Annotated in this window: 16 protein-coding genes and 1 pseudogene; 12 read left to right on the plus strand and 5 right to left on the minus strand. The window is 52.6% G+C overall.

Going from position 1 to position 12,888, the window contains the following annotated elements; genetic code table 11:
- Positions 1 to 21: 21 nt before the first annotated feature.
- From NUH87_RS05770 to NUH87_RS05790, 5 genes and pseudogenes are all read left to right on the plus strand, one after another.
- A pseudogene (locus tag NUH87_RS05770) lies at positions 22 to 204 on the plus strand (hypothetical protein); the annotation flags it as partial.
- 245 nt (positions 205 to 449) lie between these two features.
- Positions 450 to 626 carry an acinetodin/klebsidin/J25 family lasso peptide gene (locus NUH87_RS05775; protein ID WP_338525145.1) on the plus strand — a complete coding sequence of 59 codons (177 nt, stop codon included), beginning with the start codon at positions 450 to 452 and terminating at the stop codon, positions 624 to 626.
- A 90-nt stretch (positions 627 to 716) separates the two neighbouring features.
- Positions 717 to 1,388 carry a lasso peptide biosynthesis B2 protein gene (locus NUH87_RS05780; protein ID WP_338525146.1) on the plus strand — a complete coding sequence of 224 codons (672 nt, stop codon included), beginning with the start codon at positions 717 to 719 and terminating at the stop codon, positions 1,386 to 1,388.
- A complete protein-coding gene (locus tag NUH87_RS05785) occupies positions 1,388 to 3,082 on the plus strand; it encodes an asparagine synthase-related protein (protein WP_338525147.1) in 1,695 nt (564 codons plus the stop codon). The genes NUH87_RS05780 and NUH87_RS05785 overlap by 1 nt, the downstream gene beginning before the upstream one ends.
- Complete coding sequence (locus tag NUH87_RS05790; protein ID WP_338525148.1) at positions 3,075 to 4,829, plus strand: ABC transporter ATP-binding protein; 1,755 nt, start codon at positions 3,075 to 3,077, stop codon at positions 4,827 to 4,829. The genes NUH87_RS05785 and NUH87_RS05790 overlap by 8 nt, the downstream gene beginning before the upstream one ends.
- A gap of 19 nt (positions 4,830 to 4,848) precedes the next feature.
- Here NUH87_RS05790 and NUH87_RS05795 read toward each other — a convergent pair whose 3' ends face one another.
- Complete coding sequence (locus tag NUH87_RS05795; protein WP_338525149.1) at positions 4,849 to 5,394, minus strand: NADAR family protein; 546 nt, start codon at positions 5,392 to 5,394, stop codon at positions 4,849 to 4,851.
- A gap of 335 nt (positions 5,395 to 5,729) precedes the next feature.
- Between NUH87_RS05795 and NUH87_RS05800 the strand changes: the two genes are divergently transcribed.
- Positions 5,730 to 6,134, plus strand: a complete 405-nt coding sequence (locus tag NUH87_RS05800; RefSeq protein WP_338525150.1) for a DUF3592 domain-containing protein — start codon at positions 5,730 to 5,732, stop codon at positions 6,132 to 6,134.
- A 203-nt stretch (positions 6,135 to 6,337) separates the two neighbouring features.
- On the plus strand, positions 6,338 to 6,652 hold the full coding sequence (locus NUH87_RS05805; RefSeq protein ID WP_338525151.1) for a DUF3630 family protein: 315 nt from the start codon (positions 6,338 to 6,340) through the stop codon (positions 6,650 to 6,652).
- A 189-nt stretch (positions 6,653 to 6,841) separates the two neighbouring features.
- Here the strand turns inward: NUH87_RS05805 and NUH87_RS05810 are convergent, their stop codons facing one another.
- On the minus strand, positions 6,842 to 7,138 hold the full coding sequence (locus NUH87_RS05810) for a fructose-bisphosphate aldolase (protein WP_338525152.1): 297 nt from the start codon (positions 7,136 to 7,138) through the stop codon (positions 6,842 to 6,844).
- A 506-nt stretch (positions 7,139 to 7,644) separates the two neighbouring features.
- On the opposite strand from NUH87_RS05810, the gene NUH87_RS05815 reads away from it, so the two are divergent.
- Together NUH87_RS05815 and NUH87_RS05820 are read left to right on the plus strand one after the other, a co-directional pair.
- Positions 7,645 to 7,944, plus strand: a complete 300-nt coding sequence (locus NUH87_RS05815) for a DUF1778 domain-containing protein (RefSeq protein WP_245220782.1) — start codon at positions 7,645 to 7,647, stop codon at positions 7,942 to 7,944.
- Positions 7,902 to 8,423, plus strand: a complete 522-nt coding sequence (locus NUH87_RS05820; protein ID WP_338525153.1) for a hypothetical protein — start codon at positions 7,902 to 7,904, stop codon at positions 8,421 to 8,423. The genes NUH87_RS05815 and NUH87_RS05820 overlap by 43 nt, the downstream gene beginning before the upstream one ends.
- A gap of 99 nt (positions 8,424 to 8,522) precedes the next feature.
- Here the strand turns inward: NUH87_RS05820 and NUH87_RS05825 are convergent, their stop codons facing one another.
- The gene (locus NUH87_RS05825) at positions 8,523 to 9,218 is read right to left on the minus strand and encodes a hypothetical protein (protein ID WP_338525154.1); all 696 of its coding nucleotides are present in this window, start codon (positions 9,216 to 9,218) and stop codon (positions 8,523 to 8,525) included.
- Positions 9,219 to 9,549: 331 nt separating this feature from the next.
- Here NUH87_RS05825 and NUH87_RS05830 point away from each other — a divergent pair, with 331 nt between their 5' ends.
- A complete protein-coding gene (locus tag NUH87_RS05830; RefSeq protein WP_338525155.1) occupies positions 9,550 to 9,921 on the plus strand; it encodes a hypothetical protein in 372 nt (123 codons plus the stop codon).
- Between the two features lie 53 nt (positions 9,922 to 9,974).
- Positions 9,975 to 10,268: a hypothetical protein gene (locus NUH87_RS05835; RefSeq protein WP_338525156.1), complete on the plus strand. Its 294-nt coding sequence runs from the start codon at positions 9,975 to 9,977 to the stop codon at positions 10,266 to 10,268.
- Positions 10,269 to 10,369: 101 nt separating this feature from the next.
- On the opposite strand, the gene NUH87_RS05840 is transcribed toward NUH87_RS05835, so the two are convergent.
- Complete coding sequence (locus NUH87_RS05840; RefSeq protein WP_338525157.1) at positions 10,370 to 10,870, minus strand: DUF3916 domain-containing protein; 501 nt, start codon at positions 10,868 to 10,870, stop codon at positions 10,370 to 10,372.
- Positions 10,871 to 11,105: 235 nt separating this feature from the next.
- Between NUH87_RS05840 and NUH87_RS05845 the strand changes: the two genes are divergently transcribed.
- A complete protein-coding gene (locus NUH87_RS05845) occupies positions 11,106 to 11,726 on the plus strand; it encodes an isochorismatase family protein (RefSeq protein WP_338525158.1) in 621 nt (206 codons plus the stop codon).
- A 124-nt stretch (positions 11,727 to 11,850) separates the two neighbouring features.
- Here NUH87_RS05845 and NUH87_RS05850 read toward each other — a convergent pair whose 3' ends face one another.
- Positions 11,851 to 12,792 (minus strand): LysR family transcriptional regulator, encoded by a 942-nt coding sequence (locus tag NUH87_RS05850; RefSeq protein WP_338526737.1) that lies wholly within the window; start codon positions 12,790 to 12,792, stop codon positions 11,851 to 11,853.
- Positions 12,793 to 12,888: the final 96 nt, after the last annotated feature.

Genomic DNA, 12,888 nt, shown 5'->3' on the forward strand with positions numbered 1-12,888 from the left:
TTGAAAGATGGAGATGCTGTTCGGGTAGTGCCACCGAGTCTCTACCTGACCCAGGCTATGACGGAGCCGGAGGAAAAAGCCGAACGGTTCGCGCCGGTGAAAGCGCACGGCATCAGCGAGCTCGATGCAGCGATGGCCGTGGCGCAGCGGATTGATTGTCAGCGTGGTCTTTTGAGCGAAAATAACAGCAATCTCGCCGCATAAATGTGCAATCTCAGTGCATTTAAAAGCAAAGATGGGGGATCTGACACAGTCCTGATTGAGGGCATTGTTGAGCATTGGGAAGACGATTCTCTCGAGTGAGCGCTCTCCTTGAACCAACAAAAACGCTTGACAAAAAACAATGCGCAGAATAATTTTGCTCGCGAATGCAAACGCTTATCATTTGAATTGATGGCACATCGCGTTCATCGCTTGAAATTCACTTAAATCAATACATGAGAAATATTATGGAAAATATGACCAACGAGAAGGCATTCACAGCTCAAGATATCGGTGAGCTGCGGGTTATCACTATGAACCAGAGTGCAAGCAAAATCACCCAAGGGGGCGACGGCCCAATTTCCGAATATTTTAATGCCTTCAGGATCAATGCTGATTGGCAGGCACAAGACTTCTATGGCTAAGTAAACAGTAGGCGTAGCCAGAGTGCATGCTCTGGTTACGTCCACCTTGAGCACTGAAGCGTTTTCATAGGGAATTGAGACGATATCTATATGCCTTCATCTAGTTTACAGGTGGGGTTCGCTTACTATGGACGGGATCTTATTGTCCTAACAGTGGCGGACAACAAATTCCATCTCATTCAAAACGTTTCGCTAGGTTCAGTTAACGACCTGATCTCCTGTCCAGAGAAAAGTAAGGGCACACCTCTTTATACCGCACTGCACTCGATTGGTGCGATCACTGATTCCTCAACACCCACCAACGGATGCTTGTCGACACTAAAGCCGATAGATTATATCGAGCAACGCTGGATGACGCCGTTGACATCCGCAGCCCCCCTGCGGCGAATGGACATAATAAAAGCATTATATGCCCTGTTGCGCGCTGCTTTTTGCGTTAGGTTTGGAGGCTTCAAACGGGTCATGTCCGTCGAGACAGAGAGCCATTCCCGGACCTTAACTGCAGATGATCATGATGAAATTTTAAATCGAGCCAAGGCCAGTTTAAACAAGGTTTTCTTCCTTGATTTCAGCAAAAATAAATGCCTGACCTATTCACTCGCGTTGACGCTTATTTTACGCCGGAAGATCCCAAGCGTGAAATTGATAGTGGGTGTTCGCACGCGTCCATTTTTGAGTCATGCCTGGGTTGAACAAGATAACAGAGTGATCAGTGATGACCCAGACTTGCGCAATAAACTTGCCGTGATATTGGAGCTTTGATGTTCATCGCCTACTCAGTTACGTTATCTGCGTCTAGAAAAAAAATCCTTGAGCGGTGGGCAAGCCAAAACACGCTGACCACTCTCGTGTGTGGGAGCTTCGTGGTGGGCTTTTCCGATCGCTGGAAGCTTTCGAAGAATGCCCAAGGCGTTGAGCTGTTTGAAGGGGTTTTACACCCATGGGGACAGCACAAACAAAAGTCAATTCACCCAGAAGCGGGTTTTACTGAAACCTCACTCGGCCATGCAATTGGGTACTTTACGTGCGTATCCATTGAATCAGACGAATTTAGAATTACCAGAAGCTTATATCGGAGCCTGGATATTTTTTATACGACACTCGACGGAGAGCCAATACTCTGTAGCCATTTACCGGTATTAATCGCCTCTCGAGGTGGTTACCTACAGCAGACATTGGACACTGATTACTGCAGGAATTACATCGGCGTTCAGCAAAAATTTGGTGGCCAAACACCCTTTTTGCAGATCAGAGAGCTCATGTTGGGTGAGCGGATGAGTATTGGTCCACAAGGGAGAATCAATACTGAGTTTGTGAATCGTCCGCTACCTCCAACAGAGGGAATTGCGGACACACTAAAAAACACATTGGCCACCTTCTCTCAATCATTTGATCACACGCTCCTCATGTTTTCGGGCGGGTTGGACTCCAGCACCCTGTTGTGGGCACTGAAAGCGTGCGACGTCGACACCTTGGCAATACACAACGATTCGAAGCCCGGCACCGATGACAGTGAATACGAGGAGGCGCGAGTTATAGCCAGTGATCTTGGCAATGAAGTAATGAGAATAGAACCAGAGCAAGAAGATGATTTTAGTGATGCATTCAAACTCACCACGACGGATAAGCACTGCTCTCTCAATAGCACCCCTATATTCAGCCATCAGGGTCCAGCGAAAGATGTATTGGAGCTTAATGGAAGTCGGTTGATTCTGACTGGGCATGGCGGGGATCAGGTCTTTATTCAAAATCCAGGAGCCAATGCCTGCTTTTCATTACTGAGCCAGGGGAGATACCTGTCTTTTTTTCGAACGGCAAGAAAGCTGTCTCGATTAAAAGGAGCCAGCGTGTATGAGATTATCAAACGTAACCTTTCGCTGATGCTAACGCCTCACGAGGGTTCAGTCGTGCCTCCTGCATGGTTGGGCCCCTTGAAAAGCAAGGCGGGGGATGAGCATTATCTGCTTCGCGGGTTGGACCGGCGTAGCGCCAAGTATTCACATTTGTCGACCATATTACTTGCATTACACTCGACTCAAACGGTTCCTGGCCGCACAACCGTGCTAGCGCCACTCCTGTTGCAAAATATAATAGGTCATGTCGTAGATACGCCCGTAGAACACACTTTTTCGGATACTCACGATCGCATAATCATACGTCAACCCATTTATGAAAGGACAGGGAAGGCTTTTGCTTGGAGACGAACCAAGCGATCTTCGTCGGTGATGTTTTTTAAGGCTTTATCGAGCGCCAAAAGTAATTTAATCAGCACATTAAATCACGGCGTGGTGATTTCAGCGCTTGGCATAGACAGGACCAAGATCCTTGCTGACTTGGAGATGAATTGCGAAGTAGCGCTCACCGAGAGCTTAAAAAACCTAATGAATGTCTTCAAACTGGAAAAATACCTTTTCGCGGTAAGCACTCAATCGGACAAATTATTAAGCCATGAATAACTGGAAAAAATTGTACCTCCTTTTCCTGCATCATCTAAAGGCAAGAGATCGTACGTTCATTGTGTCCACCATCGTGTGCACCCTTATTGCAGCCAGCTGCTTGTCTACTGCACCGTTCATGCTGGGCCGGTTAACGGATAGCTTGCTGAAGGCCGATACCAGCAGTGCCCAGCAGATCATCATCACCGCCCTATTCTATCTCCTCCTGATCGCCATTCCGAAGCTGATAAACTCGGTGATCATGTACTTACAGAGCCTCCTAAGACTAAGTGCCAATCAGACGCTGCTGGCGAGCTACTTTAATTACTTGTGCGTGCAATCAGAAAGTTTCTTCTCGCAAAAAAATCCAGGGGAGCTTAGCCAAGAGGTCAATCAAGCCTCGAATGATTTATTCAGCATTGTCAGAAACCTATCCTTTTCCATTGTCTCCCCTATCGTCCAGATAGGGATTGCCGTTATCGTCCTCATCCTCAGCAAAAACACGTTTGTTGCCATGGCCATGGCGGTCTATGTCATACTATTCCTGATCAATAATATTTATTATGCCCGTCGTCTGACAGCACTCAAGATGGCGTATATGACGGCTGGCCGCAACACCTATGCAACACTGACCGACTCCATCTCCAACATCAACGTGGCAAGGCAATATAACGCTTACGACTTTCTTCTTGGACGCTACAACAAAGCCTTAAAAGAAGATCGTCAGGCCCAGAGTCATTACTGGACCACGATGGTGCGAATGCAGATGATCAATGCGCTGCTCTTTGTAGGGCTATTTGGGGTTTCCTTCATGTTAGCCCTTTACGACGTTGTCTATAACGGGCGCTCCGTTGGCAACTTCGTTTTAATTGGAGCCTACACATTGACCCTGCTATCCCCTATAGAAAGCCTGGGCAATATGTTTACCGAAATCAATCAAGCGCTGCGAACGTTTGCAATTTTTATCGACAAGATAGCCACGCAAAGCGAACGGCGCGGGCTGACCTCTAAATGTACGCCCCCTCATCGTTGGGCGGTAGCATTTGATCGCGTGACACTCACCTATCCAGGAAAGGAACACGCGGCACTGAACGATGTGTCGTTTTCAATAAAACCCGGTGAGTGCGTGGTGATAACAGGCCCTAGTGGCGCAGGGAAAAGCACTATCGCCAAAATTCTGATGAAGCAATATGTTCACGAGGCAGGATCGGTTTGTGTTTTTGACGATAAGCTCGCGGAGATAGATTTGCACGCCGCGAGTGAAAAAATCGGATTTGTTTCTCAAGAGGTTTTTGCGTTCAAGGATACCCTGAGATTCAACCTATTGGTCGCGCACCCCTCTGCGTCTGACCATGAACTGCTTCTGGCTCTGGACAAAGCTGAATTGCGCGACTACTTGGCCGGCCTGCCGCAGGGACTCGACACTGTACTGGGTGACAGGGGGGTGACACTGTCTGGCGGGCAACGGCAACGATTGGCGTTGGCCAGGCTGTTCCTGCGTCAACCGGACATTATCTTACTCGATGAGGCCACCTCATCTCTGGATGTCGTCACCGAGAAACGTATTCTTCAGAATATTGTCGACGCGTTTCAGCACAAGACTATTTTGATCATCACGCATCGTGCTACAGCCCTGCCGATGGCCGATCGAGTAATGGTTGTGTCCGGCGGTCAAATCGAAGGTTTTGAAGGCCTGCAGCGTTTGAAAACCCACAATGCATTCATTAACCATGTGCTTGACGCGGACGCAAAGGGATTAGAAGTATAAAAAAATCAGGTCATTTCACTTAGATTTCGTCCCGGACCTGCATAAGCGCGAAGCCCAACAGATTCAGCCCACGCCACAGATTGGGGTTGTTCGCGTTTTCATCGTCCTGGGCGAGCCCAATCCCCCAGATGCTATCAACGGGACTGGCCTCAACGATAATGCGAGAGCCGGTCTCCTTCAGGAAAGCCCACAGCTCCGGGTTTTGGGAGAACTTGGCCTGGTTGGCCCGGACGACAATCGCATATCGATGTTGCAGCCAAACCTCATCGTTGAATCCGCGCACGTTGCGACCAAGCGCTTTGGCGGCGTTGGGGGTGGGCGCCAGAAGCACTTGAGCACGAACTTCCTGATCGCCGAATAAGGCAGCCTTCTCGGCCATCATGAAATGCTCAGCCGTTGGGTAGCATTGCCCCTCGACGATGAACTCGGCGTTGAACCACTGGCTGAAGCACGAAGCAGTGATGCCCTTCTTGCTTCGTTGGTGCCCCCAGAAAAAGGCATACTCTAGCGCCTCTCCAGCGTTGAAACGGGAGCGAAGATCTTCGAGGTATTTGGAGTCGTGCAATGGAGCTTCCTTAGCGACTAGCTGCTGACGTAATAGGTTTACCACGATGTGCCAGGTAAATCTCGATTGAAGCGTTTTTCAGCCATGCGCAGTCAACATTCTCTTTTTGAATTCGTCAGCGTTGAATGGGCGAGGCTCCCCACTCGACTCACCGTCCGACGTGGCCCAGCAGCTTTCCTTGATGCTTGTCAGAGGCCTCAGAGACAAGTAGCCCAGCACGGAATTTGGTGCGGCTTCCTGTGCCCAACCACATGGCATCTATCACGAGGTAGCATCTGGCCACCAATCAGGAAATAATCGCGCAAACCCTCTGGCTCGCAAGGACTGCTCGCTCCATGACTTATGTTCTGTCGTTAAAGGTTTTCGTAGCGGTAATGGTCACGCTATTGAGCCTGTGGCGGATGATTCAAATACTGCGCATGACCGAGGGCTCTATCGTCGAAGGCCAGATCACCTACGTTGAAGGAAAGCCGGGGCGCGGTGGCAGCCCCCTTCTGACCTTCAGCTACAGCGCCGAGGGCCAGCGCTTGCACAAAACCTGGGGAGAGACCCTTGATGCTCGTTCGCGACACAAACTGCTAGACGCCGTCGCGCGTTATAACATTGGCGACAGCGTCCCGGTCTGGTACGCAAAGGCCGACCCTGACGTCTGCTGCATTGGCGAGCGCGTGCAACCGCGCGACTTCATCGGGAACCGGTTTGCACAGTTGAGTGAGGGCTTGATACGTCTGTTTCGTTGACCCGAATGGCAGGGTGGCGGCTATAGTGAAAAGGTGACTGAAAAGGTGACAGATTTATTTTTTACCCTGAGCATCGGCTTTTGGTTGAAGGCCCACCTGCGGGGAGGAGCGCAGCAGGCTCCAGTCGAATTTTGCGTAAAATAAATCTGTCCCGCTTTTCTTGTCACTTAGAATTGCCCACTGACCCACAAGGCGCTGAATTGATGGAACTGAGAATCTCAGAAGCTTCTGATTGGCAACTATTTGACGTGATCGCCCAAACGCTTGAGCAAGGACTTAAAGGCTCATGGGTAACAAAGCTCGATGGTCCCGACCAACGCTATTGGGATTTGGCCATCGACGATCAGACCATCACGCTCCACCTAGAGCACTACCTGGGCATCAGTATGCTCATTCCTCACGAAGGTCAGAGTCAGGATCTTTTAACTAATCTGGGGGCCAGAGCTTACCTTCTGCTGGACCCACATCTTACTGAGAGCGTTCGTCAGGATTGGAGCCGCTACACCGGCGCTGCTTGAAGCACCGTCAAAATGACTCCGTACAGAATCAGAGCCCTTCTGATGTTCAGGATAGAAAATAAATCTGTCATCTTTTCGGGCGGTGCGTTGAGCTGGGATTGATGCAGGCATTCACCTTGGGTGAATAGACTGGAACACCGAAAAGCCCTGAATTTGTTCAGGGCTTTTTGTTTGTGTCTGTGCACTGCGTTATGAAGCCATGCGCTTCGCTTCCAGCCCTCGCGCTTCGATCACGTCGAACACGTCACTGGCATCCTGTAGCAACAGGCGCGAAATCGCGGCGATGTTGCCCAGGTCTCGCGGATCGCTATCGCTCAGTCGGCTACAGGTGAACAAGGTCATCAACTTGTTGACCGCCCGCATGCGCTCGCTGACGCAGGCATGCAGATCAACCAGCGGCGCATGGCGATCGATGTAGAGAACGGGGAGTTGGGTGGAGACGCTGTCCATCGGGACGAAGCGCCTGGAGGGGTGCTCGCTATTCATGCTGGAACTCCTGATCATGAAGAATTCCATATGTCGTCAGGCTGCGAAACCCGGCTCTCCGGGATCAGCCGGGGAACAGACCCAAGCTTGAGCGCCCCACTCCATCGAAGCAATTCGCCAAAGCCGTCAGATAGCTGTCGAATTTTCCGACCACTAGGTAGGCACAGGGTACAACAGCACGGCCATCGGTATCAGAAAGCGAAATGCTCGGAAAAATCCGTTTTTCTGTAAGCACCTTCCGAACGTCTTGGACGTCAATCCACCCAACCCACGCCGCCAAAAGTCTTTGTTTCAGCAGGTGTCGACGTGTGGACGCCTACAAAATCCGCGTGCAATCTACACGTGCATCAACGCTTGGCAGGCATCAACAATCGAACACAACTCAAGGCAAGACTCGTATATCAATGAGATACACAGGACTTACATCTGCTATACAGGAATGCTACGATTGTGCCGCAGGTCTGCTCAGCCTGCCGACGATAGAGAGCGCCCCCATAGAGGGTTTCATGATGCTGAAGACCAGCCCCCCAGAACCGACGAAAGAAAAGCCCGTACCCATCAATATGCGGGCAGACATCAAGAAACGAAATTTGATTGATATCGCTGCTGCCTTATCAGGCCGTGACCGTACCAGCTTCATTCTGGAAGCAGCCTGCCAGAAAGCGGAAGAGGTCATTCTGGACAGGCGGTTGTTCGTACTCGATGAGGATGCGTTTGACTCATTCGAGCAAGCTTTGGAATCCAATCCGGTGCGAGGGAACCAGTGCCTGCAAAAACTCCTGGCAAGGCCAAAACGCTGGAGCTGAGTGCCCCAGCAAGGTTAAGTGAACAACACGATCTGAACGATTTCGATTGTGGTGAAAGCTCGATCAATGAGTACCTCGTCAAAAAAGCACATAAGGCCCAAGCCGCCAAACACGCGGTGGTCTATGTGATTTGCATCAAAGGTACCCTGAAGGTCGTCGGTTACTACACCCTGTCCAACGGATCAGTCATGCGCGCATCCGTAGTGCCGAAGAGCCGACAACGTAATTCTCCCGGGCAGCACCCTGTCACCATCATTGGCCGAATGGGCATCAGCCTCATTGCTCAGGGCAATGGTTACGCCATCGACCTGCTGCAGGACGCAATCGAGCGGTGTATCAGCGCATCCGAGACAGTGGGTTCAACCGCTGTTCTGGCCCATCCCTTGAACGACAGGCTCGCGGATTTTTATTCCAGACATGCAGGCTTCATCCCCTGCCCCAGTGTCTCACCCATAACAATGATGCTGCCGTTGCAATGAACGCCGAGTTGCCTAGTCATTCTCGAGACTTTCATAACCGTCATCGCACGTACGATTGCTGAGGCTTTTAACGCATGGCGTCGCCCGTTCGGCGATAGATTATTTCTTCATGTCCTCCACCAGATTTCCGACCACAAGATCAGACACGTTGGTAAAGGCGGTGCGCAGGGCTTCGGGATCGGTCGCGTATTGCTCAGGGGTATATGCGGTGGTGTTGGCGTCATTGAATACCGAGATAGTTGCGAAATTTCGCCATACTGAGGTTCCGTTGCGCTTCATAAAGCCGTTGGCGCCAATGACGGGGTACAACACGGTGCTGAAATTCTTCAAGCAAAGCCCCCACTGCATGACCATGATTTCGACCTCTGCATCCGCCTGCTCGCCATTAGCAACGATGGTGAATAAATGCTCCCGTTTGACACGATCTTCAAAGCTTTTGCGGACCAACTTACCCAAGTCGATGTTGTGGGTTTGCATGTTGTTCAGGATTGCCCGAGAGACGTCCATGGTCGAGACATCGGCAGCTTTCGTTCCCGCAACTGTCCCTGCACCAGTCAACGCGCTCGTCCCAGCGTTCGAAGCACCGGTGATCATTCCAGTCGCCGCGCCGGCACCCGCGCCCAGGCCAGCACCCCACGCCTGATCCATACTCGTGTACTTGAAGTTGTCTACCGCGACAAACACCGGAAGAATTTTTATGGTCTTGATTTGCTGACGATCTTCAACACTTAGATTCTTGGTGACACACCCGGAAAGCAAAGCGAGCGCACACACTGTGATTATTAGCTTCTTCATCTGATTGGAAAACCGATTTTGTAGATAAGTGACATATCGCCCGCAGGACGGGTTTCTTGAGCTCTGCAACAGCCCCAGCGGTGCTTATCGCGGGCGCGTGCAAAGGGTCATGGCGATGGCCGATCTGTGCCATGACAACACGCCCACGATGTACATTTCGAAGGTGACCGAGTCCTGGCAGGCGCTTTTGAGCAGGAAACGATTAAAAAAAGGGGCACGGCGGACTCAACCGGTCGCGACCGGCTGCAATCGGCAAAAACCGGACCTTCACTTTCAAAGGCAGGCGTTCGCTTGTAGTAGAATGCTGCTTTAAAAAAAAAGAAACTCCACCATGGATGTTCAAGAACTCGAAGAAAGCAGCGTCTTATCGATCACAGTGGACCAGGCCCATCGCTATTTCGAGATGGTTGTCAGTCTAGATGACGGGACCAAATACAAGCTGATGGCATGGAATGCCGACGGCTCTGAGCTAACTATCAGGCTTGGCGCTCTTCACGTTCAAAACTCCGGCGTACTCGGAGAGCTTGAAGGGATAAACATTGTTGAACACGTTCTATTCCTTGAGGGTGATTTCGGAGATATAGCTATTAAAGCCACTACGATTTTGGTTGAAAAACTCGTGCAAGAGGCCGCTTTGGATCAATTTCAGCCTTTCGCGACAGGCTGCAATCGGCCTGACGCAGACAATACTGGTATGCCATAAGTATCGCGGAGCCTAACCCCAGCGGAAAATTATTAACCGAGATCGAAAACGCCATGGATGAACGCAAAAAAACAATCAAAAACAAGATCGACGCTGTGGTGACCGCCAGCGGATCTGACGAGATTGTCTATAAATCAGAGTGGCTCGGTTATCTCCCCTTCGGGGTTTATCACTGGGTTGAACACCAGGGCGAAGACTTTTCCAGCGACTTTCCTGCTGGATGGACTCTTGAGGACCTAGCTAGCCTTGAGCAGACAGGGCTCCTGGAAAAGCTTGAAGCTTACGAGAACCCGGAAGACGAATTTGATCGGCATATCAGGTATCGCGTCTGTGTTAAACGCGTCTAGCGGTTGGCTGATTGCAAGTTGGTCAAGTCCGCGTTCGGCCAGGAACGGACTATCTATATTGAGTCGATTCCGGCACGTGACGACTGACTGAACGAAGCCCGTCAGGCCGGCTCCCCGATGCACCACCACTGTACTGCGACCTCATCGTCAGGTTGAGTTACGTCATGCCCGTGCTCGATGAAATGCGCTGGTGTGTGCAACGCAAGAGCATGACTGATCCGCTCTGGCTTGAGCGCGTTGGCTTCACCGAGAAAACCCAGATAATAGTCCCGGTCATAGAAGAGGGTGACCTCGCTCTGGTGAACCCATGGCCACACCAGCAGGCAAGCGACCCGGTAGTAACCCTGTGAGCGGTCAGCAGCATCGGACAGGTGGCTAGCGGCTTCGAGCAGTTGCTGAATGCAGAAGGCCTGAACTTCGATCCTGGCTTGAGGGCCTTGGACCAGGGCCGCGTGTACCGGGATCTTCCAGTGCGTGTAACGCTCCATGTGCCCGGATCGTGGGTAAAACTCGTCGCGAAAACTGGAGGCCCAGCGTTCCAGAGCGCGAAGGCGGCGGGGAATGCCTCTGAGTGGCTTGTTGCTGAGGCCGATTTGCCGCATTGATACGTCCTTGTGATGCCGAAAAAGTCTTTCGCGGTTGTCTGCTGACGGGAGGGGCGCAGATTTTTGGGACCTGATAGCTGGTCGGGACTGTAGGGTTGTGGAGGCGCGGCAGCTGCCGATCCAGTGCTCGGTATCATACGATGATCCTCCTGAAAACCGCCCCACTGCTTTCAAAAAGCCCCATTGTTCTCAGATTATACTGTCAAGGCATTCCGCCCCGGAGAGCCTCGCCATGAACTCGCCCCATCTTTACGAACGCCTGACCCGCGAAAATGCCATCCTGCTACTGGTCGACCATCAGGTTGGCCTTTACACCGGCGTGCGCGACATCGACACACTGGCCCTCAAGCACAACGTCGTCGGCCTGGCCAAGGCAGCGCTAGCGCTGAAGGTGCCGATCATCGTCACCACCACGACCGAGCAGATGTGGGGGCCGCTGATCCCCGAGCTCGCCGAAGCACTGCCGGGTGTGAAGCGCATCGAACGCACCACCGTCAACGCCTGGGACGAGCAGCGCGTCGTCGATGCCGTCAAGGCGACCGGCCGCAAGAAACTGATCGTGACGGGTATCTCGACCGACGTTTGCCTCGCTTTCCCGGCGATCTCGGCCATTGCCGACGGCTACAACAGCTATGCAGTGATCGATGCTTCCGGCGGTTTCACCCAGACGCAAGTCGACATGGGCGTGGCGCGCATGCTGCAGGCCGGCGTGATCCCCGTCGGTTACTCGAACGTCGCCGTTGAGATGCTGGCCGACAACGCCGCGCCCGAAGCCGAGGCCGTCTACGCTGCGCTCGGCATGCCCTTCGCCGGCCTCGTGTATGGCTTGAAGCAGTACTTCTCGCACCACTGAGCGTCTACCGATCCACCACCAACGCCTGCCAAGCGCCCCGAACACCCGGGGCGCTCTTCTATGTCCGCTAGGGGTTGTGGATTCAACCGGTCGCGACAGACAGGAATCGGCCAGAAGCAAGCATTTAAGCGTTTCGAACTATCTCGTCCCAGACTGTGGGGATCGCGAAAAGCTCCCCGAGCAACCCCACAAACGCTTTGACGTTGGGGCTGCCTCGTCGACTTTCCGGCCATAACGCAGTGATCGAAGCCCGGTCCACCGCAAACTCAGGAAAGAGCGGCTTCAATTCCCCACGAGCCACGTAGGGGGCCGCTACATAAGTAGGCGAAATACCTATTCCGCCACCCGCTGCAACCACGGCCGCAACGGCATCGCTCGCATCGATGACGATGGCCGAGTTCGGCACCCACTCGACCACTTTCCCGTCCACATTGAACGGCCAGCGCAATGCCTGGCCGGAACTTTGATAACGAAAGTTCACGCAGTCGTGGTGCGCCAGGTCGCTGAGTTCCAGCGGAGTGCCACGTCTGGCCAAGTAGGCCGGTGAAGCAAAAGCGGCTAGCCGATGAGGCCCCAAGGCTTTCGAGATCAGCCGCGAGTCCGCCAGGTTGCCCACGCGTACCGCTACGTCGATGCCTTGCTCAATGATGTCCGAAAACGGGTCGCCCAGGCGCAGGTCGATGGCGAGCTTTGGGTAACGCTCGCGAAATTTAGGAATGGCTGGCACCAAGATGTTCAGGCCGATAGGCGGCGGCGCGGTGACCTTCAAGGTGCCGGAAGGCTCGGCCCGAGAGGCAACGGCGGCCTGATCGATATCTTCCACCTCGCGCAAAATGCGCAATGCCCGCTCGTACAAATCCCGTCCTTCCGGGGTCAGGGTGAGCGAGCGGGTGGTCCGGCTAAATAGCTTGAGTTCGAAGTGCTGTTCAAGGCGTTGCACGCTCTTGCTGATGGCTGACGGTGAGACCGACAAGTCGCGGGCTGCGGCGGTATAGCTGCCCAGGGAGGCGGCACGGGCAAAGGCAATGAGACCGGTAAGGCGGTCCAACCCTATTTGTTCCTTCATGGCACGAGTAAAGCAACTTACGCCATAATTATCAATCTCGACCCAAGCCTTTAGCCTTTCTCCCATCGACGCCATCCAGGCGTTCAAGGAGATGGA

This window comes from Pseudomonas batumici (assembly GCF_036585405.1).
Classification (GTDB): domain Bacteria; phylum Pseudomonadota; class Gammaproteobacteria; order Pseudomonadales; family Pseudomonadaceae; genus Aquipseudomonas; species Aquipseudomonas batumici.